The sequence below is a fragment of the Xylanibacter ruminicola 23 genome, assembly GCF_000025925.1.
GTDB lineage: Bacteria > Bacteroidota > Bacteroidia > Bacteroidales > Bacteroidaceae > Prevotella > Prevotella ruminicola.
Genome location: NC_014033.1, coordinates 1,070,567 through 1,097,430 on the forward strand (window position 1 = coordinate 1,070,567; position 26,864 = coordinate 1,097,430).

The window sequence follows — 26,864 nt, forward strand, 5'->3', positions numbered from 1 at the left end:
ATATGGATTTACAAGTGCAAATATAGTTTCGTGCGTGTTTATGTGAAAAGACGTGTCTGATGCCCATGCCTGAGACTTGACTGGGTGAAGGTATGGGGCGCACATCAGGCACTTTTCATTGATTATCCCACAGTTATTTGTTAAAACTGAAAATAGTTAAGTTAATAACCCTTTCGGTTGCTGATAATCAATGACTTACGGGATTGTTAAGGGCTGTGCCCTTAACCCGTCGGGATAGACACCCCCCACGCGCCCTGCCCTCGCCTCCCGCTCCCAACGCTCAGAAGAAGCGGAATATGTAAACAGATGTTAAGAAAATGGGGCTTGAAGTCGGATATTGTTAAGAAAGCCCCCGAAGTTGCGCATAGGCTCAAAAGCCCTTGAAATTCAGCTAAAATGACGAATGTGCGGTACTGAGCCACAGGTGCGACACGAAATCCCTTTGACTTGGCAAAGGGTTGCGTGGCGTACTTGTGGAATGGGCGAATCAGACACTCTTCGGCTTGACCTCAATCTTTGATTGAAATCATAGCCGATGTGTGTCCGCCCTGGCGCACGGATGTGCGGTACTGGGCAGGGGTGAACAGGCATAAAGAAAATCAGAGGCAGAGTGTTGGCTCACCAGAGCCTTAACGTGCCCCTGACTTTTCTGTTGACTGTTCTCTCCTGCTTGCCTCCAGAGCCGAATGTGGCTGGGCTTTATGCGCTGCCTCTTTCGGCTGGAACTACTGTTTTAGCATGGCTTTGCCGTACTTGTACCACCAGTAAACAGAATTGTAGAGTGCGTAAACACGCTCTTTGAAGAAGTCTGGATACTTTGGTGTTAGCTCTTCTGCATTGTAACCTGCAATGACACAGATGAAAGAGAGGTCGGCCTCGATGTAATCACACCATTTGTTCTGACCAAGACACCAACCGAGGATGTTATCAAACTCGGCTTCGCTTTTTGGCAACTGCACGTGCACGACAAGGTGCGGCTTGTCCTGCTGGTACAGGAGCCAATAGGAACCATGTCCTTCGATGTGTTTCAACTCTGCCTTGAAGGACTCGAAGGCAACATGCTTAGGCTTTAGCCCAGGCTTCTGTAGGCGTGGGAACAATACTAAATCACTTTTTTCAATCTTTCTGATTTCCATCATCGTAAATTTTTAGTGGGTTAAACAATCTCACTCACATCATTTTACCACCGATGCCTACGACAGTTGGCCGGTTGGTGGGCAAATTGTGCCACTCTTGATGCAATTTTCTGCTGCAAAGGTATGGATTTTATTCGGAATGAACAAATGTTTTGAAGGAAATGTATTTTTAGAGTGAGCCGTAGGCTTAGTGTTGGCAAGCGCTTGCTGGACTTTTAAGTACAGATTTTTGTGTGCCTGTGGTGAGCTGTAAGCCATTTGTGGAATGAAAACGGCAGGAGTGCGTAGGTGCTGCGCGACATACAGCAATCGCTGTCCACTTGTGGCAAAACAGTGTGTATGTGCTTGCACATTCTCTCTATTTTGAAGCGTTGCCGTATGCCGCATTAGCAGCACCTTCGCTCTCCAGAGTGTCATGTAACAAGTGGCCAGCCCACCTCAGGCATACAAAAAGCATATCGCAGATATGAAAGCACGCAGGGGTGTGTGGGCTGGGTGCTCACGGATGTGCGGTAAAAAAGAGGCTGGGGTGAATTTGATTCACTCCTGCTTATTGATGATAGCCGAATGTGGCAGGGCTTTATGCGCTGCCTCTTTCGGCTGAGTGCCAGCGGCTAGGAGAGGACACGGGACTTGATAGACTTAGAACTTCGTTTCTATGAATGATTATTGAAGGAACGCAGGAGATTGTGAGTGGGTTTACTGCAAGGATGAGTGGTATAAGGATACTTATGCCGCAAGATTCCCTTTGTTTTGGAAATGAGTTCGAACTGTACTGTTGGATTGGAATTTATTTCAATTTGAACCTAGTAAATATTTTCTACCCTCATCTGTTTTTAGTAATGGTATAATTTTCTCCAACAAATCGAATAAATAGGATTTAAGAAGATCTTTAGAGTCGCACTCTCTTCTCTTTGCCATCCCCGCAATGGGCTCTGACTTTGTCCTATATTGACAATAATAACAGAAATCACTCTCCAGATATTCCAATTTAATATTTAATGTTTTATTAATAATACTTACTAAAGATTCTGAAGGCCTAAATTCTGATTCTGCAGAAAATAAGACAGTATATTCATACCACCCATAATCGTCTCTACCAGCTCTGTAATTGCCGTCTTCAAAGCAAGTGACTTTAAGACTTAAAATAAAATTCATTAGATTGCGAATATCTTTGTCTTCAATAATATAATCCTTACATATCCCTATTGGAACTTTATACTTGAAGCCTTCTATCGCTTTTTCTTGATTAAACTTAAGAAATAGTTGAAGATACAATTTTCTTTGAAGATATCTTTTAAAAGCTTCTAAGTCATACATATAATACTTGGGGAGGTTTTTGATTGTTCCAATGTATTGAACAGTTTTTTCAATAGTTACTATTTTAATGCTTGAATTAGTAATAACTTCCAACATATTTGCCAAATACAAATTTGGCAAAACATTTTTGTTTCCATAGAATTTGACAGTGCATTCTTTATGTTCAACCGACCAAATATCAAGATCATCTCTGACATTTACTTCCAAATTATAAACCATAGATAAAACATTCCTTATATTTATTGAATGGCTTTTCCTTAAAGCTTCTTTATCTACAAAAGAAGAACTATCTGTTAACTCATTTATTTTCCGATCCCAATATTGGAAATTTATATTATGTGTAATAATACCTTTGTCTAATATTTCATTTATCTCTGGAATAACATTAGAAAAGAGAAAATGTATTGGGCTCTTTATACCGGATTCTTTTTTACCATCCTTAAAAAATATAGATTGATTTACATCGAAAATATGCTCTATCGGTTTCTTCCATTTATTACTTTGATAGTCGGAATCATAAATAGACGTATGAATAGAATAACTATAAAAAATGATATAACTATTAGGATCGCCATATGGAGACTCTCTCTTGTTTACTTTAATAGTTATCTTAGAAATCTTTATATTACCTATCATTATCTCCACCTCTACCTTTTCTTTCGTGTTGATATTTATGTAACCTAATGAACAAATAAAATTATTTTTTTTATGTTCAATTTCAACAAAAGGAACATCATCAGCTATAAAATCATATTCCTTTATTTGTTCATAAAAATCCGTATAATTAGAAACTTCTATTACCTCTTGATTATTTATTAGAATCATACCACTAAGAATTTTTATGGGTCAAAGATAGCTTTTTTTTTTGGAAAATAAATATATTAATCCAAAAATATGATAGAAATTTTATACTATTTCATATTTTAGGATATTTTTTAAAGATCTATTATTCATTATAAGATTTTATATAATTAAACAAATCATAGGACAAAATTTACAGAGGAAACTACAAATAGATGAAAATTTATGAAATGATAAATGGCCAAGCGTAGAAAGAATATGATTGTTTTTATTAAGCAGAAATGCGGAACCGATGAATTATATATAGGACAATAGTAAAGATGAAAATGAGAGCGATGTATTCGTGAGCTGATGCAGGAGCGGACTTGTCCGCTTTTGCCGATTTGAACTTTTGGGACTGGGTGGCTACTGCTACGCTGTCCTTCAAATCGGTGGCGGTGACGGACTTCTCCTTGGTGCTTGCACCGAGGTGTAGTCCGTAGATGTGGAGAGACTTTGGGAAAGGCGAAGCGAGGACGGGACGCGAAGCGTCTCGTGGGCGCTGATGGCTATTGGGGACTTGTGGAGTGAGTGAGTCAGAGGGAGTTTCCAACCAGCTTTCTATCGCTGATGGAAACGCTGTTGGAAACTCCTGAGACTCATTAAAGAATATCATTGAGATGCTGTCTGCAGACAAGGAAAACTGTCTGGAGAGCGAATCGATTGTGCGGTAAAAAGTGAGACGGGATGCCGTCACGGCTGCCGTCTCACTTGCACTTACCGCCTTTTCGGACGTGCGCACTGTCTTACAAGCGGCAAGTGACAGACAAAATGAAAACAAAATAACAGAGTAAAGTGAGCGAGAAAAGTATTTCATATTTTGTGTTGTCTATTTAAAGATGTAGTCATACTCGTGAACATTGAACGAAGGACAGGCCTTGGCTGCGAATTCGCGGTGGCCATGAAGAGTGGCTTGTGGGTAGCGTTTGTGAAGTTCCGTCAGGATCTTCACGAATGCTTCCTTCTGGGCTGGTGTTCGGGTATCCTTCTCGGTAAGCTTAGCGTCTCTAGCGCAACCGCCGACATAGCATACTGCGATGGAGTGCTTATTGTAACCAGAGCAGTGTATGCCAGGGATGGACTCATCCAGGCATTGATGGATGGTGCCGTCGAGGTATATCAGATAGTGATATCCGATGTGGGACCAGTGATTGTCCTTGACGTGCATACGTCTGATATCTTCGACAGTCTGGACTCGGCCTTCGGGCGTAGCTGTGCAGTGGCAGATAATCCTATTTATCTCTCTCATTGGTTTCCTCCCTCCTCTATTGTATCGAACTTAGATTTTAGTTCGGCAAACTTGGTGTGAATATAGATACTTACACCAAAGATAGAGCCTGCGTATATCAGACACTGTGCGAAGAAAAGGAGTACGGAGTCAGAGATGACACCAGTTGGTGCTACGATGAAGCCCGCTGTGGCGAGTGCGACTCCTGCGATGAGCATCGCGATTGCCGAATAGATTTGGATGTCAGTTCTAGTTTCTTTGGTCATGTTGTGTTGGATTATATTTCGATGGTGCAAAGGTAGGAAGCATATTTGATTTAAAAAAAGACAATATTCTATTGGATTTTCAAAATTATTATGTATTTTTGCAGTAGACTAAAGCTATAAAATATGAGAATAAGAGATATAGATGTGAATTTTGATTTTACTTCTGATACCAAAGGATTTTGGGAAGGCTTTTGGGAAAGAAACGATGGACTTGGGGCTGGAGGCGCAGATCCTGATTCCAGAAGTAAAACGCTTAGACTATATAGTCAGCTATTATGGAGTAAGCCATTACCTAATGGTGAATTAATGGAACTAGAAGATGGCAGAAGTAAATTCTATCTAAAATGGAAGGATTTCTATTTCGGAAACGATTCTATTACTGCTTCTTTTAGATATTATCGAAACAGACCGCTTTTGGAAGAAGTAAAGAAGAATGTACCCGATTATCATCAGTTCGTAGAAACGTATCTTCATCAACTATATCAGATTGGTGGTGAAGTCATATTGCCATCTGCGGTCGGGGGAATAAATCAGACTAGGGGATTTCGGGCTGATATACGTGACCGATGGGATTTGACATTAGAATGTATTCGTCGATTCTATAATGGAGATGACAGCCCATTAAGTGATGTATTGAATAAGAATAAAGCTTTTTTTGAATTGTTTGTGGACTTTAAGGGCTATGTGGATTTCTTCTTTTTTCAAGATCTTGTCGATAAGAATTATGCAAGTGTCAAACTATGGTTGGATACTCCGCTGTTTGTAAAGAACCCCATCCCAAAGACTGTTGATGAATACTTTAATTTCTTGAACAAGGAAATAGAATTTGTAGAAAGTAGGAATATAAGAATTCAGCATTACATTAATTCTGTGACTAAGAAGGATGAATTTACAACTATGATGCACGCTGACCTACTAGCTGAAGACGGTTGGTCGAGATTAGATGTCATGGTGCTCGGTGCCTATGCAAATATTCTAAAAGGAATAAAGAAAGCCGATGCCTGTAAGAATCACGGTATCACGATAGAAGAATATGATGAGAATATAGAGCGAGTCAAAAAGCTTTAACTAATGATTGTACCTCCTGTAATTTTCGTCTATTGCTTTGGCTACGATGCCGACGAAGGACTGGCCGATGTTATCAGCCAGGAAATCACGGAGGTTGAGAACTGAGGAATAATACTTTCGAGAGAACCACTTCTTAGCGACACGTCGCTTTTCACGACCTATATCCCCGGAGTTGCCTCTGGGGATTTCCTTTCCTGTACCGAAATCTTGCCAAAGTCCGTATTCGAGGAAGGCCTGTGACAAGCCTATCTCGATAAAACGGCCATCGGCTCTTACTGGCAAAGCGCTGACGGAGTGCAGCAGCCGGCCTGTGTCGATGACATCCAGCAGTGTAATCTGCTCCTGCCAGATTTTAAGCATAGTGTCGTTGAAAGCGAGAACGTATTTCTCGCGCTCGCCTTGTGGATCGGGATGCTGATTCAAGTCCATTCCTCCTGGTTGAATTGTAAATCGGTGTAGGTGTCAACGGCGATTTGGAAGTACGCACAAGCGCATCCTGAGAAGAAATAGCGGTCGATTTCTTGGAAGGAGATACGAGGGTCGATATAAATAGATTGCTGCTGCAGACGAGTGTGCTCCTGGATCAGGACAGACATAAACTGTCGGAATAGCTCGCGCATGGCGTCCATACAGGACTGGCGGACCACCATGTTGTCAATGGTGTGGCGCATGGCTAGGAACACTGTCTTCACACGGCGAGTGTGCGGTGTGTTATTGATGTCCGTAAATCCCTGTGAGATGTCGGACACGCAGACGAAAGCCGCTTTTGTCTGCATTTTGGCCAGTGCTTCTTCGAAGCCGTCAAGCCCAGAAACTCGACAGAAGGTGAAGTGCTTGGACTGAGCGAACTTGTTGCGCTTGGTTAGGTCTTCAAAGAACGATGTGGCATCCCAGTTGAAGGAGTCGTTGTTCTTTGTTTGTGTTGGCTGTTCAGGCGTATGTGGAAGAAATGGTAACATAAGTAAGAGTATAAGGAATGTATGTAAATGTTTGGTAAGTAGGCTATTGTGTGATAACTGTGTAACAAACTTGCTAAGGTTTCTTATAAGCCTTTCGAAGCTCTTCTGCTTCCTTTGCCTTAGCATCAAGCTCGGTGAGCGCGCGCCAGGTATCCATCTTTAGGATGCGCTCTTCTTTGGTGATATCGCCACCTGTTAGGGCGCGGATCATGGCATTCGTACTGTCACGCAACTGACTGTAGATATCCGGCTGGCTGGAGCCCAGCAGATTGGCCTCGCCCTTAGCGGGGGCTGGCTTATAGAAGTTCGTGAAGAGCGATGCGAAGTACTGTTTGAGTGAAGCCATCCAGTAGAAGATACCTACAAGATGGGCTTTCGAGGGCTTCACATGGTCGCTTCCGTATAGGATTTGTGCCATCTGAAGCAACAGTTCATCCTGCTGAGTGTTGAGATAACCCTGGAACAGGTTGTCAACATACAGATACTGCTCAAAAGGAACTTTCTCGAAGTCCGCTGGCAAAGCGCGGTGCTTGCCTATTCGTGAGATACGAATGGGCATAGGTGCTAATGAATCAAGATAATCAAGAACTGAGGTGGCTTGCTGAATCTGCCTGACTTTGAGCACAACCTGCTCTTTTCCTCGCTTTATGAGGAAACGATGGCTCGGCAGAGTGGCTAGCACCTTTAAGTGATTCCACTTCATGAGGCAGAGGGACTTGACCTCTGCTGCAGACAAGTCGCGTGCGAATAGTCCATAGACCATGAGCAGCTGCTCGTCTGTCAATTCGGGCCAGCTGGTGGGCAATGTGATATTGAACATTTTCATGGGGCAAAGATAGATATTCTATGTGGATATTGGAAAGACACGGGAAGCTATATTCTACTAGATAACTTAATCCTACAATTTATTGAAGAAATATAAATATACAAAATTATATTTGTAGGTTGAGATTTATTATTTATATTTGCAACGGATTTATCATCCACCAGGGGCTTAAAGAATCGAGTAGCAATATTCGTGGAGGGCTGGGTGATTCCCAAGTGGATAGCGCGGCTGCCAGTCTTGAAGGAATTTTTGTATATAAAAAGAAACTAAAAAGTACTAGTATGACAATAGAGCAAATAAAAGAGATTTTCATTGGAATGGGTAATAAGCCATGTCCATTGACAGAGAAATTGGTATATACTGGATATCAACAAGTAAGTGGTGGCTATATTGCACGTGCAAAGAAAGAAGGGATATTAGTTGATTACAAGAAGAATTCCCCCTCCCAATATTGGCATTTAATGACATATTGTGATAGCAACGATGGTAATAAGAAGTTCAGCAAAAGCATTGTTTGTGGTGAATTGATTTTTTGGATGGCAGAGGTGTCAGGTGCTGTGGACAAAGCGAGATTGGAACAATTGTTGGAAGAGATTGTCGAAAGCGCAGATCGGACAAAAGGCATTAAACCGACTTACGATAGAAAAAAGTGTAATAGAATCATTCAAGAAGTTTGTTTTGTTTGGAAATGAAAGTTGAACTTGAAATAATCGGAAATATTTAGGGCATTTCTTTGTTTTATCGATAGAATTAACTATCTTTGCAGCGCGGGATGAGAGAGGGAGGTAATGCCCCCGCATTCTGCACCTAAGTTCGGGCAATCCTTTTTTGGAGTGCCCGAAGCTCTTTTTCTGATTTGATTCTCGAAGACATTTGGGGTGTAGAGGGCGCCGACTGGGGAGGTGTGTCAGCGGGGAACTCTACAGTATGTTTACAGATGAGGTTAACTAGGCCGTAGAAACATAGGGATAATTTGGTTGTGTTAAACTTATACTATCTCAGAATTGTTCAGGGATTATTTGTTAATGTTTGATTCCCATTCCTGATGGAACTTGGTCCATTTATCGCTATGGGCACCGAGAGCACCAATTTGGCGAGGGTGTGCCAATGGGAGAACATTTACGGTGTGACCGTCAACGGTAGCAGCCGTGATAGTGCCGTATCCATAAAGCTCAACATACTCCTGCAGGGATTTATAAGGAACTTCAGCAACCTTGTTTAAGAACTGTGCAATGGGGATATCCCCGAGGAGAACCAAAAGACTAGCTTTTGATTCCTTCAGTTCTGAAACGATTTCTTGGCGTCTCTTGTCATCGCAGAATACTGTTGGCCGTTTTGGTATGTTCACTTCATTGAGGCCATACTTCTCTATTAACGGATTATATTCTTTCTCGATCACTTTTGCTTGGCCGTCGTTGATGCGTGTTTCAGGAAGAAGGTCGCACAACCATGCGTTTTTCCTTGAGTAGCCAAGAATCCCGAGGATATGTTCATCGAGGACTTTGGCAGAAGGGCCGTTGAGATGTTCTCCGGCCGGTTCTAGCGTTCCTACTTCTGTAGGAATCTGTATCTTAGATATTATTTCTTTTGCTTCATCGATGTTGCCGTCCCAGAAGATACGTGGTTCACTTGCAACAGCCAAAGCTGGACATATAGTTTTGCCGTCTTTCTTCCAACGCGCATGAACTGCACTTGCATAGACACCTAGAACGAAAACTTTTTTAGGAGTACGGTCTTGCTGTACTAATGATTGGACCTGTTGGCCGAATGGGTATTGGTATGACATAATTAGATATTTATAATTTTGTGGCAAAGATACATCTTTTTGTTGGAATGTCCAAGGATTATGTGAAATAATTACAATTCGTCGAATCTTAGGAGATCATCTGTTTTTACGTCAAGAAGAACAGATATCTTCATGAGGGTTTCAATTGATGGCTGGGCATCGTTTGTGCACCACTTGCTTACTGTGGATGGTGTAACGCCTAGCTGTTCGGCTAGCCATTTGTTGGTTCTATGTTTTTCAACTAGAACCACTTTAATTCGGTTTATATTCTTCTTCATATTTGCACTATTTGAATTTTTTGTGTGCAAAGGTACGAAAAAAGAAATGAAACGTGAAAGCGAATGCTTTAAACAAGAAAAATATTGTTAATAATTAGCTGTGTTTTTTGTTTTGCAAATATTATCTTTGTAAATTTGCAATAATAAACATCATCAAAACAAAACTTTTAATAAAAGAATACAATTAATAAAAATGGGATTTATTGCTTTGGTATGCTGGCTTATCGTTAGTGTCATAATCATTATAATAGCTATCTCTATAGGAGGATGGGGATATGCTTTATTTCTTTTTATTTTCGCCATTTTTTATTTGTATGTTAAAAGAAACGATTATTAACAACTTTTATTATGATCTTTGGCGGAATACATCCCCTCTCCCCAAGGCTATAGGGTAAGTCATTGACATGTTTTATGTGCTAATACAAGTATTCTATTGACTATACTTAGTATTGTCATACCTTAGGTTAGCATCATCAGCATAATAATTGATTTGTTATTGATGTACCAGTATGTTGATGGACTGGAAAAAGGATTGTAAAAGACCATTTTTAAAATCTATCTTGTCCCCGCTCACTATTATTAGTGTAGCGGGGATTATAATATTTGTATTTATAACCAGTAACCACCAGATGACTTTTGGTTCACGAAGACTTTGGGGGTGTAGAGGGCGGCGACTGCGGAGGTGTGCCAGGCGGGGAATATTTCTTCGTGTTCGCGAATGATAGTGATTAGATCGTAATAACATTGGGGGTGAACTTGGATGTTGTTTAGAAGCTCCAACTCGTAGGACTGCAGGGATTTAATCACCTGCTCTTCGAGGGGTGATGCGCTGCGGTGCTGGGTGAATACGTGGGAGCGGAAGACTTGCATCTGCTCGTGAGAGAAGTATGTGTCGGCAAGAACGGACTCTATCTTTATGAGACGTTCGTGCAGCTGCTGGTAGGAGTCCCAGATATGTTCGCGGATGGCGAGACGGCGGCAGAGGCTCAGGAACGGGAACATTGTGGCGGCGAAGTATTTACCTGGTTCGCTTTGCTGCCAGTCCGTTCTACTGGATAGACGAAGGATGAGAGCTTCGATAGCGGCGTCGCGCTGAGACTCGAGAGAGGCGATCAGAGCGGCGACGCGCTCACGAGAAGCGGGAACAACTGTCTGATTTGAGACGATACCGAAACCATTAGGGGTCAAGACTAAATCAAGCGAAGGGATGGCTGTCATATAGGCATGACAGGCTACGAGCTTTTCCAAGGGGAAACGGAAACGCTCGTTAGGACCTGAGCTGTCAGCTTCAGCTATCTCGGCAAAATTGGCTTCAGGAACGAAAGTGTCCATTACCCATTGCTCGGCAGACTCGAGATATGGGTAAAGCTTTTCAATCAATGTAGGCTCACCCTCAACGGTGGCCAGTACGTTAGGTATGAGCAAGCGCAGCTGCTCGTCGGTGGTAATCAGTTTCATTATTCTTCTTCAGTCTTATTCGGTGTAACAAGCTTAGCGTCTCTATTTTCATCAAGCGTTGAAAGCATGATGAATGGACAATCGGGATGAACGCCTTCCCAACCGTTGAACCTTATAATGATATGGTGAACGGTGAAAAGAAGGTCGTGATATGGCTTCTGCAGAGCCTGAGCGATGGTATAGAGCTCACGCTTGTCAGAACCGGAGTTGTTTGTCTGACTCTTTCCTGGTACTGAGCCGACGAGGTTAGAATGAACGCGCATCGTAAAACACATCATGTTGACGGCTTCGATAATATCTGTCGACCAGTCGCCACCTTCCTTTTCCGTTTCTACCTTATTAATAACTACGTCATGTTGTTCGTGACCATCTGGGGAGATGTAGAACGTAGAGAAAAGAACCTTACCAGAGTTCTCCATACCCGTCAGGAAGTTGATGATTTTTTCCTTCTCCTCCACTACCCTATCCATCTGCTTCTTACGGTCGGTAATTCCTTCGGCTTTGAAGATTCCGTCCCAGAATCGATTGGCGATCTCGATGTGATACTTGATAGGTGCAGAATTCTTCAATTTAGCTTCCTTTGCCATGCCGATGAGACGCTTGATATTATACCAGTTGCCCTTAAATAGAGAACCATAATAAGGGATGGGATAATAGGTGCTGTCAGGTGTTGGAACACGGCTGACGATGGCGAACTTGCGGGTGCTGGATTTGGGCTTATTACCTTTAGCGGGCTTGAGACGCTCCTGCAGATCTGCCCAAGGAGAATGGAAATCCAGGAGCTCTATCTTCTCGACTTCGTCCTTACTGGAGATAGACTTTCGCCAGTTCGCATACAGGATATACGGTATGCGGCCAGACTTGTCTGCAGGAGCAAAACGGCAGTAGCAGGCCTCTTTGCGAAGAATACGTACAACTTTTGAACCATCAGAACTCAGAATGATGATAGACACACAAAAACCGAAATGTTTGAAATCCTGGCAGACACCGAGGAAATACGAGGCCAGAGAGTTATCCATCAGGAACTCCTGGACTTGTGACTTGGTGGCAGCACTGGCCTGGGATGTGTCATAGACCAGGCCGGAACCATAGCAGACTTCAGCGTTGAAGATCTGACAGGTGGATAGTGTCTCGTCGGACTCAATAAGCTCGAGAATGCGGTAAGGCATCTCGTTGTCTGCGCCCCAGGGCATATACTGGTAACCTTCGACCAGTGTACGGGGGATGATATCATACTGCTCCTTGAAGACTTCGGAGCTGTTGACAGTGAATGCGGCGCTGGCTTTGAGGTCCGGGATGGATTCAACAGAGTTGAAGGAAACGAAATTATTCATATCGGTGATTTTTCTGGCAAAGATATGAATATGACTAGGGATGAAAAAAGACACAAAAAATGGCGAGCTTCACAGCCAGCCATAATCTATACAATTATATAATCTAACCCGAGGCAGGAATAAAACCTGTACTCACTCATTCTTGCCCTTCACAGGGGTATGAATGAAAAAATTTAGGTATGGGCAAAATGCCCATGGTCAAAAACCAAACGCAAAGGTACAAAGAATAAATGAAATACAAACATTTTGGCTAATAATTCTTGGAATTAGTGAGAAAATTGTAATTTTGCAGCAAAATGAAGAAAATGAAAGAACCAGATATACAAAAAGCAGATGTATCTACGGAGCTGGAGCTGCCGATGTACGATGCGATAGCAGCCGGTTTCCCTATTACCAGTGACTATCCTGCAGACAGGCTGGATTTCAATCGCGACTTTATCAAGCACCCCGAAAGTACTTTCTATGTGCGTGTGAAAGGCGATTCTATGAAAGAGGCCGGCATCTTCGATGGCGACTTGTGCCTGGTAGACAAAGCAGAAGAGATGGTACACGGCAATATCGTGGCTGCGTATGTTAACGGTGGGTTTACGGTGAAGTACCTGGATACGTCGACTAAGGATCAGGGCTTTATCCGATTGGTGCCAGCCAATAAGGATTTCAAACCGTTTATCATCGATTCATCAGACGAGTTTACTGTCTGGGGAAAAGTAATTTTTACCATTAGAGACTGGAGGAATAGCTATTGTTTGCCATTATAGATTGTGATAATTGCTTCGTGAGCTGCGAGCGTGTATTCAGGCCCGATCTCAACGGAAAGCCCGTCGTTGTATTGTCGAACAACGATGGCTGTGTTGTTGCGCGCTCAAACGAAGCAAAAGCAATGGGCATCAAAGCTGGAACTCCCTACTTCCAACTAAAAGACCTCTTTCCTGGACAGGAAATAGCGGTATTCTCGTCGAACTACGAACTGTATATCGATATGACCGACAGAGTGATGTCGCTCATCCGAAAGGAGGTGCCTGAATTCTATCGTTACAGTATAGATGAAGGCTTCTGTATGCTGAAAGGTATGGAGCATCTCGACCTGAAAGCATGGGGCGAGGAGATGCATCAGCGCATCAAACAATGCACGGGTATGCCGGTAAGCATCGGCATCGCCTCTACTAAGACCTTGGCAAAGATGGCCAGTCATTATGCCAAGAAATATCCCGGATTTCATCATTGTTGCTATATTGACAATGTGACAAGACGCGATAAGGCCTTAGAACTGTATCCCATTAGCGAAGTGTGGGGCATTGGCCGACAGTATGCTAAGCGCCTTGAAGCTATAGGCATCAAGACAGCCTATGATTTTGCAACGCTCAGCAGAAGCTGGGTTCGGTCGACCTTTAACGTTGTGGTAGAGCGCACCTGGCGTGAACTCAACGGTGAGGATTGCATTCTTCTGGAAGACATGACTAAGAAGAAAAGCATCTGTACCAGCAGAAGCTTCCCCGGAATGGTGCCTGACTTTGAGACGCTGCGTACCAGCATCAGCAACTTTGCTGCCCATTGTGCAGAAAAGCTTCGCAAGCAACAGTCAGCAGCAGCGATTGTGAGTGTGTTCATCGATACAAACCATTTCCGAGAGGACTTGCCACAGTACTGGAACTATGCCGAGGAACGACTGTTGACACCCAGCAGTAGCACCCAGGATATCGTGCAATGTGCTCTGCGCTGCACCCAGAGGATATACCGACAAGGGTATCAGTACAAGCGTGCTGGTGTAATCGTGATGGGCATCTGCCCTACTTCGGCTGTACAGACCAATTTCATCGACTATGATTCGGAGAAATATGAGAAAAAGCGAAAACTGGATGAAGCCATCGACCGTATCAATCGCATAAATGGTAGTGAGACTGTCGTGCTTGGCTCGCAACAATACACGGCTAAAGACGGCATTGGCAAAGCGAGTGTTTTCCGAGACAGCATCAAGCACGACTTCCGTAGTCCAAGCTACACTACAAAGTGGAGCGACATTCCTGAAGCAGAATAAAAAAGTGGCTGGCTTTCACAAGCTGGCCACTTTACTCATTAAAATTTACTTATAGCTTAGTCAATTTCTAAAAGAAAAAGACTGTGGATCATACATGCCTTCACAGGTGGTATGGTCCCAAATACAAAATATCTTTTTGCTGATGCTTCTGGCTAGTTTGATTTGTACAAAAAGAACGTGGGCTTGCGTATCCCACGTCTTCACACTCAGGCTCTGGATTGCCGTAAAGAAAAGAACATGAGACGACAAGCCCACGAATATATACGTGAACCGTCGTACCCCGTCTTGTTCTTTGTTTGAATTTTCCAGATTCGAGTGTGCAAGACAGAAGCGCGTCAGCTTCGTTTACCAATAAGATGCTGCAGAAGCACAGATGCATGAGCAGCAGGAACAGCGACGACCTTTTTAGCCCGCTTGTTCTGGGTGCAAAGATACGAAATATTTCCGAATAAGCGATAATTCTTCGGAAAAAGTTCGGCATAAAGGCATGCTACAGGTAGACTTCCATGCCGTTGAGCATGAAGATACAGCACTCGCGAGTCTGACGGATCTGATTAGAATCGAGGAGTTTGAACTTGCGTGTGCCTTTGTAGTGGTCGTACTTGATACAGATACAGCGGTGCCACTCCTGGATCTCGCCTTTAGATGTCCATAGACGGATATCGACAGGCTCAGGACGGTTGAGAATCAGCCGGGCTGTGGTAATGTGGATACTATTCATGGGAGAAACTCGTTTTGTTCCGCATAAGTCCAGGTGAACTTCAAGCGGATGGGGTTAGAATTATTATCTGATACTTCTGATGAGGTATCTGAAATTATGACTGGAGCGAAGACTCCGTCAGCAACTTCTCGAGTGATTTCCTGGGAAGAGAGAAGCTGAGTAAGGAACTGTGCTTCGGATAGTGTAAGTGGTGCTGTTTCCACTTCGTGTTTGACTTTGACGGAAGTGTCGTAATAAGCAACCTTATTACCGCATATCGCTTCAGAACGGTCGATCTCCGTTTTTGAAGTAGTAGCGCCGAAAAGGCAAACCGTTTCCCAAAGATTAAAATTACCTTTGAACTGGAATGTATCAGATGGAGCGGTGGGTGAGAAATATATATTGAACTCGCGCTCCCCTATTCTATAAAAGACCCGATGTATGGTGGCGTTGTAAATGCCACTAAGCGCCAACAGATTCTGGAACCGCGCATAACTGGCCTCAGATGCGATGATTTTGGGTGTGTCGGACTGTTTATTGCCGAACGTGACTGTTGATTTGAGCATCGACTGTACTGATGGCATGTTGTAATAGATATCGCAATAGTTTGAACTCTGCTGATATGGCTGGGCATAGTTGTATAGCGTAAAGGGGCATGTTTGTGATAGCAATGCACTTTTGCGTGTAGTGAGGAAAGCGCCCAAAAGTGCTTGTTCTGCGCCTTTAAGTGATTTCAAATGACTGTATACTACCTTGATGACACCCGATGTGTAGGTAAAGTTCTCGTAGTCCTTGACATTAAGGACGAACGAGGCGATGGCCAGCTTCTTTTGCAACATAGCTGACTCGACGATAGACTGGATGTCACGTACATATGCCTTCAAGCCGTAGATATAGTACGCTGAGGAAAAGACTTCCACCTCGTCGATGCTTATAGTGACAGTGACTAGCGGTGTGAGCGATTCTATCTCCACCTCTTCAGGCAAGTCAGCTGTGAGGCATATGGAGGAAAACTTTGTATTGATAACGGTGGCCATATCTTTTTTCTGCAAAGATACAATTGGGCGGTGGGCGGGGAAAAGACACGAAAAGATGTTTAAATTCGGCGTAACATTGTTTAATCTGCGCTAAATAATGTAGAATGAACAAAAAATGACGAAAAATAAACATCAATTCCGAAAGAAATGTATATCTTTGCAGTGGTTAAGGTTTATGGTTGATTAATTTAGTTTTTTAAGTAAATTTTTTCAGGAAAGGTTCGCTGGGAAGCGAGCCTTTTTTGATAATATATAGCAACTTTTTCTAGTACAGAAAAAGATAGCACTCCTTAAAGGAATGCTATCAATTCTTGCTGTGGCTCTGGAGCCATCTGAACCACTTTGGGCTCCTTCTTTGCGCGGGGCTTGCGCTGCTTCTTAGGCTTCTCTTCAGCCTCTGGCTGCTGAGCTTCCTGCTCTGCAGGCTTCTCTGGCTCGGCAGCAGCTGCTTCAGCTTTCTGCTTTGCAATTTCCTCTGAGAGGGCCTTGAGGGATGCATCCTCGATGCTATATCCTGTCTGCTTCTTCAGGAGAAAAGCGAAACGCATGGCTTTGTAGGGGCTCTTGCAGTATGCCTTACCTTGTTCTTCACCTGTGATGGCCACCATCCAAACATTGTTCTCACTCTTGTTAGACTTCACTACTGAAATGATAATAACTTTTGCTTCCATAACTTTAATATTTTTAAATTGTTAGACTTATCTTTGAAATACTTTATTCTTAAACTTTATATACTTCGACATATGTGATATCTGCCATCAGATCATTGGCCATGCTCTCAGCTATCTCTGTAGCCTTAGCAAATGTATCGGCTTCAACCTCGTACTCGTAATACTCACCACCTTCGCAATTAACAACTACATTGTAGATATTGCCCAGATAATAACGCTTGTTATACAATCTGCTGTGGGTGAAAACTGATGTTTGTACATTCTGTGTCATAATTCTTATTTTTTAAATGTTTGACTTCTTGTTAATGATAAGCTCCGAGGAGCTTTTGTAATTTTTACGTGCATATAAGAGCAGCAAGCGGCAAGTGCTTTAATGCAAGGAATTACTAGCAAAAATAACGGAATACCCCATTTTCTTTAGGTCCTGACGTGAAGAAGAAAATGCGGAAGGCTGCTGTGATTTTTGAGCAGGAATCGGGAGCCTGTGACCAGTACTTGCAGAGCACGGGATTGCGCTAAATTTGCAAAGGAAAAATAAGTAAAGGGCCTCATAGGTAGCTATCATGAGAAGTCCAACATGTATAGAGTATGTCAATGACACAGATTCAGCAAACATCCAACCCACGGCAGGTACTAACAAGTGCTATTGCTACCCCATCCTATTTTGGGCTATATCTGCATTGTCTATCCTTTGTGTATAAGGTGTGGTGAGTGTTGTACGAGGTATGTGTGCTGATTTTCCTATTTACCTTGTGGTACAGGGGATAGCTGAGAGTGGCCACTACCCTACTTTACTGGCAGATTACATCGAAGTACAGATAAGTTTTAGAGATCTGACGATAAAGTATCAAAGTAAGGAAAACAAAAATGTTGAAGTGGAAAGCAAGTGATATCTTTAGTAGATATGAAGGTAAGTGAGAGGGTTATGAACGATGGATGGTAGCGATTACAGGTGTGTAGAAGAACAGGACTTGCTAGGCTATGCCCCATTTGCAGCCATGCATACTTTTTTGAATCTGACGCAGAAGGGATATAAAGAGACAGCGGGCCTCACGGCTCACTGTCTCAGATTTTTGGGTAATAATAAAGCGTTTGCTATTATTCTGCGTCCAAGAAGCCTCGCAGGAAATTCAAGACAGAGTCCAATGAATATGTCAGCGATGCCTACGCATTTGCAAAAAGTAGAGTCTCACGACTCATATGAGAATGTCTTATTGTACTGCAGATAAGAGTTTCTCCCAAATTTTGACCATTGCAAATGTATCTAGGCCGCAATATGCTAGTAATGCTTTCCTTGTTTTTGCCTGTTCCTCAGGATCCATAAACTGAATCTTTGGGAATATGGTCATTGCCTCGCTACCATTATGAACACAACCTTCTAGATTATGGTAATCCAATGATGGATCGTTAGGGAATAAGGTAGGCAGTACTACCTTAATGGAGAACGAGCCTCCCATCGCTGGCAGGTAATACTGACCAGCAGCAAACGGGTCAAGTAAATCCTTGATGTTGTCTTTGATGTTCAGCAGATGCTCAGCCAGGTCAGGATACCACCCTGCCAGTTCTTTGATGCGCGTGCACTCAAAGGATTTATTAAAGGCAAGGGTACATACATTCATAGGAATATCCTTGCATAGCTGCTCTGCCAAAGCTCTTCTTGGGTCGGAGCCAGAAATTCCCAGATGTTCTTTGTGTATTAGTTCACCACCTTCATTTTCAATGATATGCAGTGAATACTGGAACGTAATCTGCTGGTAAACCTTTGTTCCTTCAAACTCTGGAACAACCTGTTGTATAGTTTCAAAGTCCAGAAAATACAATGGATAGGTCAAAGTGTTCAAGAACTCTTTAATTTTGTCTGGCTCAATGTGTGGTTTATTGGCTAATGCGCTTTCTATCTGTATTCGCCTCACAGGAGTCAGCTTCTCATTCTTAACATCATTGTATGATATTATACCCTGACGATAATACTTCAGCTTGTCTGAGAAGCGCATACGATAAAGGTCGAATACTGATGGGGATGGAATGTGTCGAGAGCAGTATTTGAAGAAACCGCAGTCGTATGGAGCCTTACATCCTTCCCAGATATCCTGCTCGGGCTCTTCGCAGCTTTGCAGGAGTTTTAAAGCAGCAGTTTGTCTTGCTTCCACCTGAGCATATTCGTCGGCTATCATTTCAGAAACATCGTTGATAACGAACAGACGCTTCAAATCAAGTTCGCCCTCTCTTACATAGTCTGAATTAAGGCAAACCAGATATGTGCCAGTAACGTTGATTCCGCATTTTTCGAGTACCCATTTCTGATAGGCGATATCTGGCAGGAATTTGCCCAGTTTAGCTGGTTTACCATCAAATTCAGGATAGCTAACACTCTTTACTTCATAGATGGCATATCCATGCTCTGTGCGGTGAAGTATATCCACAGCACAGTAGTTGCCTTCGAAAGAGAATGCAGCTTCACATATATTGTCTTGGCCTTCAGCTATCAAATTCTTGGTGTTTTGAATCATAGCAGACAAATCAAGACTTCCATCAGCTCGCTTTACTGTAACATCCACATAGGGACCAAGGACACCTTTGGCAAGATTTCCGACTTCCGTACCTTTTTCAAAGCGCCCTTCAGCAGATGGGTCGATCACTTCTTCCTCTGGCTTATACACGCTCATCCATAAGCACTTGGGGCACTGACAATACTTAGCGTACTTCGACTTTGATAGCTGTTTCATCGTTATTTCTCGTTTAAATAGTTTTCGATTATTTCTGATTTAAGCGCTCTGCGCACTACGTCTCGGGTAAATGGGCAACCATCTACATATTCTTTTGGGTATGCGTTAGCCATTTCCAGTAGTCCATTGTATAGTTCACGCACCACATCCTTGCATCGTGCAAATCCTTTGAAAGGCAGGCTTTCCTTACTTACTCGGCTATTAAGAGTAACTGTGATATCCATCATATCGCCAACCTTCTTCAGCTCTATCTTAGTAGGCTCCTCTTCTTCGCCCAGTTCGATTACAGTCCTGGGATGATTTACTATTCTCTCCAGGCAAGTACTAATGTAACTCCACTCTATGCCCAGGTTTTCGATAGAATCTGTCATAATCATCGTTCCCAAGCTTATGCGATAGACGATGCATTTCCAATCATTGCTATCATTATGCAGATAGTTGAATGCGAATAACTGCGGCTCTAAGTCTTCTATATTCAGGCTATCACCTTCTACATTTTTATATGATTGTTTACACCACTCAAGACGCTCCAGCATCTCGTCGCGAAACCATTCAGGTGATTTAACCACGAGACGGTCGCCATAGAACATCAGTTCCTGTATTATTTCGTAGTTTAACATCACATCTAGCGATACCTTGATGTTTCTTTCGCCCTCTATCTCAAGCTTTTGTGTTTCGCTGATGGGATACGAATATAGATAAGGATACAATGAGATATCTGCCCATAGCTCGATGTGCTCCACCGTTTTTTCAGGTGGCACCGTAACACCTACCAGATGTTTGAAATATTGCTTAAACGATGTTTTGGTGGCTCGGTATTTTACCTCATTGTTCTCCTTTACAGCACTCATGCAAATCAGCGGATAAGCCTCAATCTTATCGCAGCCTTCCTGCTGTGCCATCAGATACCAGCGACGCCAGTACTGTTTCAGATAATATGGATGTAAAGTAATCGTTTCTGCATCGCGAAAATCCTTTCTATATTCCACATCTACCACCTGTCGATTGCGTATAGCTTTGAATAGTGGCATAAGGAATTCTGCATCCCATGGCGTTCCACCTTCAAAGCGTGCTATCTCTTTCTGCTTACTCATGATGTTCTGGTCAAGACGAGTAAGCATCTGGTCGATCCAGCCAAACTCCGACATACCCTTGAATCCCTGCAACAGACTACGTACCTCTTGCAGCTTCTCAATCTCATTCTCCGTCAACTCACGGTTATATATCGAGTCGAATCCGTCGCGATAGCGGTAATAGCGTTTCTTGTGTCTGTCTTCCCATACGATTCCCTCCTGTCCAAACACCTTAAAGAACTTGGCATTCATCTCGGTAATATCCTGACTAAAGGTAGTTCTCGACTGGATAGGCAGCATTCCTCTATCCTCCAGCTTCCTGTTTACGATAGCCATCAACTGTTCGCGTGTATATTCACGTCCAGTACCAAAGCACTGATCGTAAATCATTTCTCGCATTGCATAGTCCTTCGTATTTGCCATATCGCGTAGTATTTTATAGTTTATAGTGCAAAGATACAAAAAATCTGTTCACCTAAAGCGAACAGATAATATTTTTTTTAAAATAGAGCTGGCCGCCATACTCAAAAACGTCAAGTGGGTGCCAGCTCCAACAGAACTCGTTCCCTCAATAACGGGCATGCGATATTCTGTTTGTCTAACCATTTCAAAGAAATCTTTTCCTTATTAAAAGGCTGGCCGCCATACTCGATAATGCCAAGTGGGAGCCAGCCCCAATCTGCACTTAGCCGCACCAATTGCGGCAGCCACAGATGTAGATGGAAGTAAGCGACAGAATCGAACTGTTACTGAAAGCCTTGCGGCTTGCCCACCTTTACCATACATCGTGGTTCTACTTGATCTTCCATCTCCGACAGGACTCGCGCCCTTACATTGGGCATTGCGATATCTTGTTTGTCTAAGACTATAAGAAAGGCGGATTGGCGAAGGAGTTGAACCTTGCAATATACTGCCATTACAGGAAGCCCCGCTACCGCTGCGACCATCAATCCGCCTTTTTTACGATGATGTTGCAAAGGTAATGTTTATATGTTCAGCCATAGCGAACAGACTGAAATTTTTTATTTACATAGTATTTATTTCCGCCAATTCTTCAGGTGTATGATGCTGCATGTCATAGACAAGAGAATCGTCAGAATAGCCATTCACTATATCCTTAGCCTGTTCTTCAGTAAGAAATGGTTTTCCTTTATCTTTGATATTCAACAGAGCTTTTAAGAAATCCTGGCGATAGTGTTCGAAAATCTCTGTAGTATAAGGAAGACTTCTGACGCTATAGTATAACTTCTTGAATTCCTCAACGGTATATATCTTACCATCTATGCACGACATGGCACAGGCTTTAGGAAATGTGCACCAGCGTTTCAGTTCAAGATTAACAAGTAAAGATTTCTGTCCTTCTATCTGTTCAACACAGAGAAAACACTTATCCGTCAAATACTTGATAAACTCTTCCAGTTCTTTTTCGTCTTTACATCTAACTGCATAAGGAAGAATACAACGCCCTTTTCCCATGTAGTCTTCATTTAACTCTTTATAATATACTTCTTCAAACATAGTCCGATTCTTTTAAGATTGCATTTCTCCAAGTAAATAGTAAACGATTTGAGCTTTAATATACTCTTTACTGTTTTCCTCGTAGGTAATCAACTTACCAGATCTATTTGAAAACAGTTCTATCTCTGCTTTTTCGATAGCGAACCAATGAGAACTCTGCCCAGCATTGAGCTTCAAAGCATCATAGTGACGAGGCTGTAAGATACCATCGACATCAATAACGTATCCGTCTTCGTCCAAATCACAAAACAAAGAATTTGTTTCTGGGCGAATCTCACGAGTGAAAATATTAGTTTTTCCACTTATGATTTCATTCAACCTATGTTGATTTGTATCTAGCTGTATAACTTTCATGATTCTGATATTTAAAATTTCGGAACAAAGGTAAGCTATATTTGTTCAGCCAAAGTGAACAGATAAATAATTTTTCAAAAAGAGGCAGGACTCGCGCCCTCACATTGGGCATTGCGAGCCCTGCCCTAACTCCACGACCTCTGTCATTGCCATTGTGGAGAGAAAGGATTGGCGAAGGAGTTGAACCTTGCAATATGCCATAGAAGACCTCGCTACCGATGCGACCATCAATCCTTTTTTTCAAAAGGCAGAGCTCGCGCCCTCAATACGGGCATTGCGATGCCCTGCCTGTCTAACCCTATTTTTCTGCAAAGGTACCATATATGTGTTCAGGCAAAGCGAATAGATTACATTTTTTCTTTTAAATGGTTCTGATATGCATCCAAAATGGCCGACGAAGCCATGTCACCAATAAGGAACTCTGGTTCACCTAAATCTTTCAAAAGAGATTCTACATTCTCGCGCTCACCAGTATAGAGCCAATTATTTCGAATCCACAATCCTAGGCCAAAGTGAAAGAAAACCATATCTTCTGCTTCCACTATTTGCTTTTTCTCTTCCAGTGTTAGCCTCTTATCCAGACATTTCCAAGCCTCCGCTGTTGTTTTAGGACACCTTGCCATACGAATTTATATTTTATCACCTAAAACATAGTTCATAATACAGTCCGTATAATCGAGCTTTTCATCCTCTTCCTGTTCAGAATAGAGCTTATAATCACCATATTCAGAATCCATATACATCACATCTGTATTATTAATCTGACACGTGTACGAATCTTCTTTGTTAGTGAACTGAATAGCGTCGTATCTTCTCAACTGCGGAATTCCATTAATTTCCTTTACTGTCCCATCTGCGTTTAAGATGAAAAACATACTCAAATTCTTTGGGGTAATCTCTTTTGTGAATGATGCCATTTTGCCTGTTGCAATATCCTTAAAAACATCTTTGTTAACTTTGAGTTTTAGAATATTGTCATTGCTATCAGCCATTTTAGGAATTTCCAACACATCGATTGTTTTTCCTCCACAGAAACTTTCAAATTCACCTTCTTCAATTTTCTTACCAAACATGAACTGTGCAACCATCCATGCAATTTCGTTGCCAGTAAAATCCATAATGAAATAAGGCTTTGTTTCATCTTGTGGATCTGGGAGATTGTATATGCCAGATTCTTCAGCTAACTCAAAAGCCACATAACTATTGCCACAGAAAACTGTCACAGTTTTAAATGACTTCATTTTGAATGCGTCATCTACACATAGTAGATCAGTCAAATAAGGAGTCAAATACAATTCTATCCCCCCAAAATCGCCAGCCTTAATCTTTTCGAATGTTTCCTTTGTACAAGGTATTTGCACCTCAGTTTCGTCTTCAGTAACATCAACATTCTCCAACTGTACTTGATGAGCAGGAGGCAGATTGTTCTCATCCAAATCATAGTCGAAGAGGTTTAACTTGCCTTTCACGTCGAGTATTGGCTCATCAAACAACCATGCATCTTCTAGTTTCCATTTTATTGCACCAGCGTCAGCCCAAACAGAATCTACATCACCTTCTTCAAAACCAGTCACTGTAACATATCCAATAATGGCGCTTGTTGGCAATGTTTCTAGTTCCGGAATATTTCCAAAGCTTATTTGATTCTCAATACATGACTCCAGAGTTTCTGGAATTCCTGCATAGAAGTTCTTAGTAATTTTTTTAGAACTTGCGTGAATCAGAATCCTTCTAGGAACCTGAGCTGCTTTCCAAGTTCTGTTCTCTACATCTTTAATACCTGCGCATACCAATGATGCCCAAGGCTGCTGAATTGACAAGGTTTTCATAATTCTAAAGTATTTTGTTGTTATTTATCTCCGTACTTTTCTTTATTAAAGTCATGCTTTGCATGCTGATAGACATAGTTTATTGCCTTCTTCAACACATCTGCATCATTGCTCATTAGGTCGCCAAAAATGTCATCTTCTGGAACATACTTAATAATGTTACCTTTATAACCTACCATAAAATACAACCCACTAGGATCATAAACTGGATGGAAAATTCCCTGATAGCATGAGAACTCAAATGCTACTTCACCATTCTCGTTCTCAATGCGCTTACGAGAGAAAACCTGGCCTTTAGAGGTTGTGATTTCAAGACTAAAGACCTTTTCAAAATCGATTATACCATTCTTTTCCATAACTATATATTTTAATTTTTTCGGCAAAGTTAAAGATTATTTGTTCAGTCAAAATGAACAGATTTGAAAAAGTTCACTTTGCAAATAAAAATTAGATAATTTGATCTACACATTCTTTAGGAAAAATTTATCAATTATACAATATAAAATGAAGTATCATTAAAGTATCTTTGACTATAACAAATACTGTTCAAGCTACCAACTGGGAGGCAATATGATATTCTTGACATCGTGAGCTTTTTTGAAGAGAGGTGAGATTTCTTCATCGGTGAAGCCGGCGATGCCGCAACCGATGCGGGTGACGAGGAACGTCAAGTTCTGGTGCTGCTTGGCGAACTCGATGAAATCGTCGACGTAAGGACGGATGCTATCTACCCCACCTTGCATAGTGGGGATGGCATAGCTCTGACCCTGCAGACCGACACCTTGACCCATGATGGCACCGAAGTGGCGATATGCAACATATGCTGCACCTCCGCCATGCATACCGCGAAGGTTTGAGCCGAAGACGAAAATCTCGTTTGGCTGGAGCGAAGTAATATGCTCCGGAGTAGTACGCTTTTCTTCCATAGTTCTTCTTTTCATGAAATCCATAGGTGCGGCACAAGGTGCTGCCTCTTCCAGTATAGGTTCGCCAACTATGCCGAACTCCGGCATAATTTCAGGCATGTCAAAGTCCATATCAAAGTATTGACGGAAATACGGTACGATGATGTCTTCCTTGATTTTCTTGTATTTCTGTGATATGGCTGCAGGAGTCATTCCCATCTGGGCGGCAACATCCTTAGATTTGAAGCCCTGCAGGAGAATCATATCTATGATAAGTCGCTCCTGACGGCTCATAGGAACATGGTCGCAGACATCTTCAACCATATGATTAAACTGCAGACGGAGATTACTCGAGACATCGAATGACTGGAGATAGTCCTCAAAGGTGATGCTGCCGTATTCCTTGCGGTACCATTTCAGAGCATCGAGGACTATGAAACGAAAGCCGTTGATAAGCCAGGTCTTTAGGGAAACGTTTGGGGAATGGTCCTCCAGTGGCTTCCAATCATGTTCCATCAGGAATATAGCATACTGATGGGCAAGTGAGAGGAAGTCCAGATTCTCTTTCTCATGAAGCTGATAACGCTGGTCGAAAATGTAATAGCCGACCTCACAATATCCGTAAAAATAGGTACGGATAATGTCGGCGTCGCCCTGGCGGAAGCCCCTTAGAATCTCCTTGTCTGATAGTCGCCTATATGTCATATTATTGTTTTATGGGGCGAATATACGAAAAAAAATCGTGATACTACTTAATTTTTTTTCTAAAATCTTCTTTAAAGTGATAAAGACATGTCGAAAATAGTATTCACCCTTTAAAATTTACAACTATGACAGATTTAATTCCAACAAGAGTTCACAACTTGATTATTGTAGACGAAAGCGGTTCAATGGAGTGTATCCGCAAACAGGCCTTCACAGGTATGAATGAAACCCTGCAGACTGTTCGCATGATGCAGAAGAAGTACCCCAACCAGATTCAGTACGTAACGCTGATTACCTTTGACAGCGACCACACTAAACTGCACTTTGACAATACGCTTGCTGACAAAACAACGGATCTGAAGTGGAAAGCTTACCATCCTTGTGCTGCCACACCTCTTTATGATGCTATCGGAAAGGGAATCTCAAAGGTTAATGCCCAAGTGGAAGATGGCGATCATGTCCTTGTGACCATCATAACAGACGGTTACGAGAACTGTTCAGAGGAATGGACGCTGAAGATGGTACGTACCCTTATCGAGAAGCTGAAGAAACAGAACTGGACCTTCACGCTGATTGGTACCGACAATCTTGATGTGGAGGAGATGGCCCAGTCGTTTGCCATCGAAGAACACATGGAGTTTACTCAGGATGAGAAAGGTACCAAGGAGATGTTCGCCCGTGAGCGCCGTAGCCGCGAACGCTACAACTGCTGCGTGGCTGAAGGGGCACCAATGAATAAAGGTGATTTCTTCAAAGAAAACTAATGAAGAAGAAGCGGCTACTTTATGGTGGTCGCTTCTATCTTAATATCC

The 26,864-nt window shown here is 42.4% G+C and carries 29 protein-coding genes and 1 riboswitch; of the genes, 6 read left to right on the plus strand and 23 right to left on the minus strand.

Features of this window, described 5'->3' with window-relative positions; all coding sequences use genetic code 11:
• Positions 1–725 precede the first annotated feature (725 nt).
• The 4 genes from PRU_RS04655 to PRU_RS04670 form a co-directional block, all read right to left on the minus strand.
• Entirely contained in the window at positions 726–1,139 is a 414-nt protein-coding gene (locus PRU_RS04655; RefSeq protein WP_013063789.1) for a hypothetical protein, read from the minus strand.
• Positions 1,135–1,245, minus strand: a riboswitch (SAM-I-IV-variant riboswitch). (Overlaps the previous gene by 5 nt.)
• A gap of 686 nt (positions 1,246–1,931) precedes the next feature.
• A complete protein-coding gene (locus PRU_RS04660) occupies positions 1,932–3,281 on the minus strand; it encodes a hypothetical protein (RefSeq protein WP_013063093.1) in 1,350 nt (449 codons plus the stop codon).
• A 247-nt stretch (positions 3,282–3,528) separates the two neighbouring features.
• Positions 3,529–4,113, minus strand: coding sequence for a hypothetical protein (locus tag PRU_RS04665; protein WP_143040168.1), 585 nt, complete (start codon positions 4,111–4,113; stop codon positions 3,529–3,531).
• A 12-nt stretch (positions 4,114–4,125) separates the two neighbouring features.
• On the minus strand, positions 4,126–4,545 hold the full coding sequence (locus PRU_RS04670; RefSeq protein WP_013065279.1) for an N-acetylmuramoyl-L-alanine amidase: 420 nt from the start codon (positions 4,543–4,545) through the stop codon (positions 4,126–4,128).
• 56 nt (positions 4,546–4,601) lie between these two features.
• Between PRU_RS04670 and PRU_RS15800 the strand changes: the two genes are divergently transcribed.
• On the plus strand, positions 4,602–4,826 hold the full coding sequence (locus tag PRU_RS15800) for a hypothetical protein (RefSeq protein WP_143040167.1): 225 nt from the start codon (positions 4,602–4,604) through the stop codon (positions 4,824–4,826).
• 87 nt (positions 4,827–4,913) lie between these two features.
• The gene (locus PRU_RS04680) at positions 4,914–5,858 is read left to right on the plus strand and encodes a DUF6994 family protein (RefSeq protein ID WP_013063125.1); all 945 of its coding nucleotides are present in this window, start codon (positions 4,914–4,916) and stop codon (positions 5,856–5,858) included.
• Here PRU_RS04680 and PRU_RS04685 read toward each other — a convergent pair whose 3' ends face one another.
• From PRU_RS04685 to PRU_RS04695, 3 genes are all read right to left on the minus strand, one after another.
• Complete coding sequence (locus PRU_RS04685) at positions 5,859–6,287, minus strand: hypothetical protein (protein WP_013064095.1); 429 nt, start codon at positions 6,285–6,287, stop codon at positions 5,859–5,861.
• Entirely contained in the window at positions 6,278–6,817 is a 540-nt protein-coding gene (locus tag PRU_RS04690; RefSeq protein WP_013064999.1) for a hypothetical protein, read from the minus strand. Before PRU_RS04690 ends, PRU_RS04685 begins: the two co-directional genes overlap by 10 nt.
• 73 nt (positions 6,818–6,890) lie before the next feature.
• Positions 6,891–7,442, minus strand: a complete 552-nt coding sequence (locus tag PRU_RS04695; protein ID WP_187288016.1) for a hypothetical protein — start codon at positions 7,440–7,442, stop codon at positions 6,891–6,893.
• Between the two features lie 320 nt (positions 7,443–7,762).
• Here PRU_RS04695 and PRU_RS04700 point away from each other — a divergent pair, with 320 nt between their 5' ends.
• On the plus strand, positions 7,763–8,335 hold the full coding sequence (locus tag PRU_RS04700; protein ID WP_041385683.1) for a hypothetical protein: 573 nt from the start codon (positions 7,763–7,765) through the stop codon (positions 8,333–8,335).
• 323 nt (positions 8,336–8,658) lie between these two features.
• Here PRU_RS04700 and PRU_RS16020 read toward each other — a convergent pair whose 3' ends face one another.
• The 4 genes from PRU_RS16020 to PRU_RS04720 all read right to left on the minus strand — a co-directional run bounded on the left by PRU_RS16020 (position 8,659) and on the right by PRU_RS04720 (position 12,358).
• Entirely contained in the window at positions 8,659–9,429 is a 771-nt protein-coding gene (locus tag PRU_RS16020; protein WP_074684080.1) for a hypothetical protein, read from the minus strand.
• Positions 9,430–9,500: 71 nt separating this feature from the next.
• The gene (locus tag PRU_RS04710) at positions 9,501–9,707 is read right to left on the minus strand and encodes a helix-turn-helix transcriptional regulator (protein WP_041385685.1); all 207 of its coding nucleotides are present in this window, start codon (positions 9,705–9,707) and stop codon (positions 9,501–9,503) included.
• Between the two features lie 609 nt (positions 9,708–10,316).
• Positions 10,317–11,165 carry a DUF6712 family protein gene (locus tag PRU_RS04715; RefSeq protein ID WP_013064018.1) on the minus strand — a complete coding sequence of 283 codons (849 nt, stop codon included), beginning with the start codon at positions 11,163–11,165 and terminating at the stop codon, positions 10,317–10,319.
• Positions 11,165–12,358, minus strand: a complete 1,194-nt coding sequence (locus PRU_RS04720; protein WP_013064093.1) for a hypothetical protein — start codon at positions 12,356–12,358, stop codon at positions 11,165–11,167. The genes PRU_RS04715 and PRU_RS04720 overlap by 1 nt, the downstream gene beginning before the upstream one ends.
• 437 nt (positions 12,359–12,795) lie before the next feature.
• Here PRU_RS04720 and PRU_RS04725 point away from each other — a divergent pair, with 437 nt between their 5' ends.
• Positions 12,796–13,257, plus strand: a complete 462-nt coding sequence (locus PRU_RS04725; protein ID WP_013065053.1) for a LexA family protein — start codon at positions 12,796–12,798, stop codon at positions 13,255–13,257.
• The gene (locus tag PRU_RS04730; protein ID WP_013065633.1) at positions 13,242–14,534 is read left to right on the plus strand and encodes a Y-family DNA polymerase; all 1,293 of its coding nucleotides are present in this window, start codon (positions 13,242–13,244) and stop codon (positions 14,532–14,534) included. The genes PRU_RS04725 and PRU_RS04730 overlap by 16 nt, the downstream gene beginning before the upstream one ends.
• Positions 14,535–15,024: 490 nt before the next feature.
• Here the strand turns inward: PRU_RS04730 and PRU_RS04735 are convergent, their stop codons facing one another.
• The 12 genes from PRU_RS04735 to PRU_RS04800 all read right to left on the minus strand — a co-directional run bounded on the left by PRU_RS04735 (position 15,025) and on the right by PRU_RS04800 (position 25,368).
• Positions 15,025–15,255, minus strand: coding sequence for a hypothetical protein (locus PRU_RS04735; RefSeq protein ID WP_013065682.1), 231 nt, complete (start codon positions 15,253–15,255; stop codon positions 15,025–15,027).
• Complete coding sequence (locus PRU_RS04740; protein ID WP_041385688.1) at positions 15,252–16,271, minus strand: hypothetical protein; 1,020 nt, start codon at positions 16,269–16,271, stop codon at positions 15,252–15,254. The genes PRU_RS04735 and PRU_RS04740 overlap by 4 nt, the downstream gene beginning before the upstream one ends.
• 290 nt (positions 16,272–16,561) lie before the next feature.
• Positions 16,562–16,942, minus strand: a complete 381-nt coding sequence (locus PRU_RS04745; RefSeq protein WP_013064634.1) for a hypothetical protein — start codon at positions 16,940–16,942, stop codon at positions 16,562–16,564.
• Positions 16,943–16,991: 49 nt separating this feature from the next.
• Positions 16,992–17,213 (minus strand): hypothetical protein, encoded by a 222-nt coding sequence (locus PRU_RS04750; RefSeq protein WP_013065252.1) that lies wholly within the window; start codon positions 17,211–17,213, stop codon positions 16,992–16,994.
• Between the two features lie 940 nt (positions 17,214–18,153).
• The gene (locus tag PRU_RS04760; protein ID WP_013063670.1) at positions 18,154–19,668 is read right to left on the minus strand and encodes a DUF2779 domain-containing protein; all 1,515 of its coding nucleotides are present in this window, start codon (positions 19,666–19,668) and stop codon (positions 18,154–18,156) included.
• 2 nt (positions 19,669–19,670) lie between these two features.
• The gene (locus PRU_RS04765) at positions 19,671–21,164 is read right to left on the minus strand and encodes a helix-turn-helix transcriptional regulator (protein WP_041385692.1); all 1,494 of its coding nucleotides are present in this window, start codon (positions 21,162–21,164) and stop codon (positions 19,671–19,673) included.
• A 603-nt stretch (positions 21,165–21,767) separates the two neighbouring features.
• Positions 21,768–22,259: a PLC family EF-hand domain-containing protein gene (locus PRU_RS04775; protein ID WP_041385695.1), complete on the minus strand. Its 492-nt coding sequence runs from the start codon at positions 22,257–22,259 to the stop codon at positions 21,768–21,770.
• 12 nt (positions 22,260–22,271) lie between these two features.
• Entirely contained in the window at positions 22,272–22,613 is a 342-nt protein-coding gene (locus PRU_RS04780) for a hypothetical protein (protein WP_041385696.1), read from the minus strand.
• Positions 22,614–22,960: 347 nt separating this feature from the next.
• Positions 22,961–23,236 carry a DUF6794 domain-containing protein gene (locus PRU_RS04785; RefSeq protein ID WP_041385698.1) on the minus strand — a complete coding sequence of 92 codons (276 nt, stop codon included), beginning with the start codon at positions 23,234–23,236 and terminating at the stop codon, positions 22,961–22,963.
• 6 nt (positions 23,237–23,242) lie between these two features.
• On the minus strand, positions 23,243–24,442 hold the full coding sequence (locus PRU_RS15220; protein ID WP_013063404.1) for an ASCH domain-containing protein: 1,200 nt from the start codon (positions 24,440–24,442) through the stop codon (positions 23,243–23,245).
• Between the two features lie 20 nt (positions 24,443–24,462).
• Entirely contained in the window at positions 24,463–24,798 is a 336-nt protein-coding gene (locus tag PRU_RS04795; RefSeq protein WP_041385699.1) for a hypothetical protein, read from the minus strand.
• A 195-nt stretch (positions 24,799–24,993) separates the two neighbouring features.
• On the minus strand, positions 24,994–25,368 hold the full coding sequence (locus tag PRU_RS04800) for an A1S_2505 family phage non-structural protein (protein ID WP_041386640.1): 375 nt from the start codon (positions 25,366–25,368) through the stop codon (positions 24,994–24,996).
• Between the two features lie 809 nt (positions 25,369–26,177).
• Here PRU_RS04800 and PRU_RS04805 point away from each other — a divergent pair.
• Entirely contained in the window at positions 26,178–26,816 is a 639-nt protein-coding gene (locus tag PRU_RS04805) for a vWA domain-containing protein (protein ID WP_041385701.1), read from the plus strand.
• The last annotated feature ends 48 nt before the right edge of the window (positions 26,817–26,864 follow it).

What these genes read in the sequence shown, in the direction of transcription:
- PRU_RS04655 (WP_013063789.1), bottom strand. Translation starts at nt 1,139, where the DNA reads ATGATGGAAATCAGAAAGATTGAAAAAAGTGATTTAGTATTGTTCCCA.
- PRU_RS04660 (WP_013063093.1), bottom strand. Translation starts at nt 3,281, where the DNA reads ATGATTCTAATAAATAATCAAGAGGTAATAGAAGTTTCTAATTATACG.
- PRU_RS04665 (WP_143040168.1), bottom strand. Translation starts at nt 4,113, where the DNA reads ATGAAATACTTTTCTCGCTCACTTTACTCTGTTATTTTGTTTTCATTT.
- PRU_RS04670 (WP_013065279.1), bottom strand. Translation starts at nt 4,545, where the DNA reads ATGAGAGAGATAAATAGGATTATCTGCCACTGCACAGCTACGCCCGAA.
- PRU_RS04680 (WP_013063125.1), top strand. Translation starts at nt 4,914, where the DNA reads ATGAGAATAAGAGATATAGATGTGAATTTTGATTTTACTTCTGATACC.
- PRU_RS04685 (WP_013064095.1), bottom strand. Translation starts at nt 6,287, where the DNA reads ATGGACTTGAATCAGCATCCCGATCCACAAGGCGAGCGCGAGAAATAC.
- PRU_RS04690 (WP_013064999.1), bottom strand. Translation starts at nt 6,817, where the DNA reads ATGTTACCATTTCTTCCACATACGCCTGAACAGCCAACACAAACAAAG.
- PRU_RS16020 (WP_074684080.1), bottom strand. Translation starts at nt 9,429, where the DNA reads ATGTCATACCAATACCCATTCGGCCAACAGGTCCAATCATTAGTACAG.
- PRU_RS04710 (WP_041385685.1), bottom strand. Translation starts at nt 9,707, where the DNA reads ATGAAGAAGAATATAAACCGAATTAAAGTGGTTCTAGTTGAAAAACAT.
- PRU_RS04715 (WP_013064018.1), bottom strand. Translation starts at nt 11,165, where the DNA reads ATGAAACTGATTACCACCGACGAGCAGCTGCGCTTGCTCATACCTAAC.
- PRU_RS04720 (WP_013064093.1), bottom strand. Translation starts at nt 12,358, where the DNA reads ATGCCCTGGGGCGCAGACAACGAGATGCCTTACCGCATTCTCGAGCTT.
- PRU_RS04725 (WP_013065053.1), top strand. Translation starts at nt 12,796, where the DNA reads ATGAAGAAAATGAAAGAACCAGATATACAAAAAGCAGATGTATCTACG.
- PRU_RS04735 (WP_013065682.1), bottom strand. Translation starts at nt 15,255, where the DNA reads ATGAATAGTATCCACATTACCACAGCCCGGCTGATTCTCAACCGTCCT.
- PRU_RS04740 (WP_041385688.1), bottom strand. Translation starts at nt 16,271, where the DNA reads ATGGCCACCGTTATCAATACAAAGTTTTCCTCCATATGCCTCACAGCT.
- PRU_RS04745 (WP_013064634.1), bottom strand. Translation starts at nt 16,942, where the DNA reads ATGGAAGCAAAAGTTATTATCATTTCAGTAGTGAAGTCTAACAAGAGT.
- PRU_RS04750 (WP_013065252.1), bottom strand. Translation starts at nt 17,213, where the DNA reads ATGACACAGAATGTACAAACATCAGTTTTCACCCACAGCAGATTGTAT.
- PRU_RS04760 (WP_013063670.1), bottom strand. Translation starts at nt 19,668, where the DNA reads ATGAAACAGCTATCAAAGTCGAAGTACGCTAAGTATTGTCAGTGCCCC.
- PRU_RS04765 (WP_041385692.1), bottom strand. Translation starts at nt 21,164, where the DNA reads ATGGCAAATACGAAGGACTATGCAATGCGAGAAATGATTTACGATCAG.
- PRU_RS04775 (WP_041385695.1), bottom strand. Translation starts at nt 22,259, where the DNA reads ATGTTTGAAGAAGTATATTATAAAGAGTTAAATGAAGACTACATGGGA.
- PRU_RS04780 (WP_041385696.1), bottom strand. Translation starts at nt 22,613, where the DNA reads ATGAAAGTTATACAGCTAGATACAAATCAACATAGGTTGAATGAAATC.
- PRU_RS04785 (WP_041385698.1), bottom strand. Translation starts at nt 23,236, where the DNA reads ATGGCAAGGTGTCCTAAAACAACAGCGGAGGCTTGGAAATGTCTGGAT.
- PRU_RS15220 (WP_013063404.1), bottom strand. Translation starts at nt 24,442, where the DNA reads ATGAAAACCTTGTCAATTCAGCAGCCTTGGGCATCATTGGTATGCGCA.
- PRU_RS04795 (WP_041385699.1), bottom strand. Translation starts at nt 24,798, where the DNA reads ATGGAAAAGAATGGTATAATCGATTTTGAAAAGGTCTTTAGTCTTGAA.
- PRU_RS04800 (WP_041386640.1), bottom strand. Translation starts at nt 25,368, where the DNA reads ATGGAAGAAAAGCGTACTACTCCGGAGCATATTACTTCGCTCCAGCCA.
- PRU_RS04805 (WP_041385701.1), top strand. Translation starts at nt 26,178, where the DNA reads ATGACAGATTTAATTCCAACAAGAGTTCACAACTTGATTATTGTAGAC.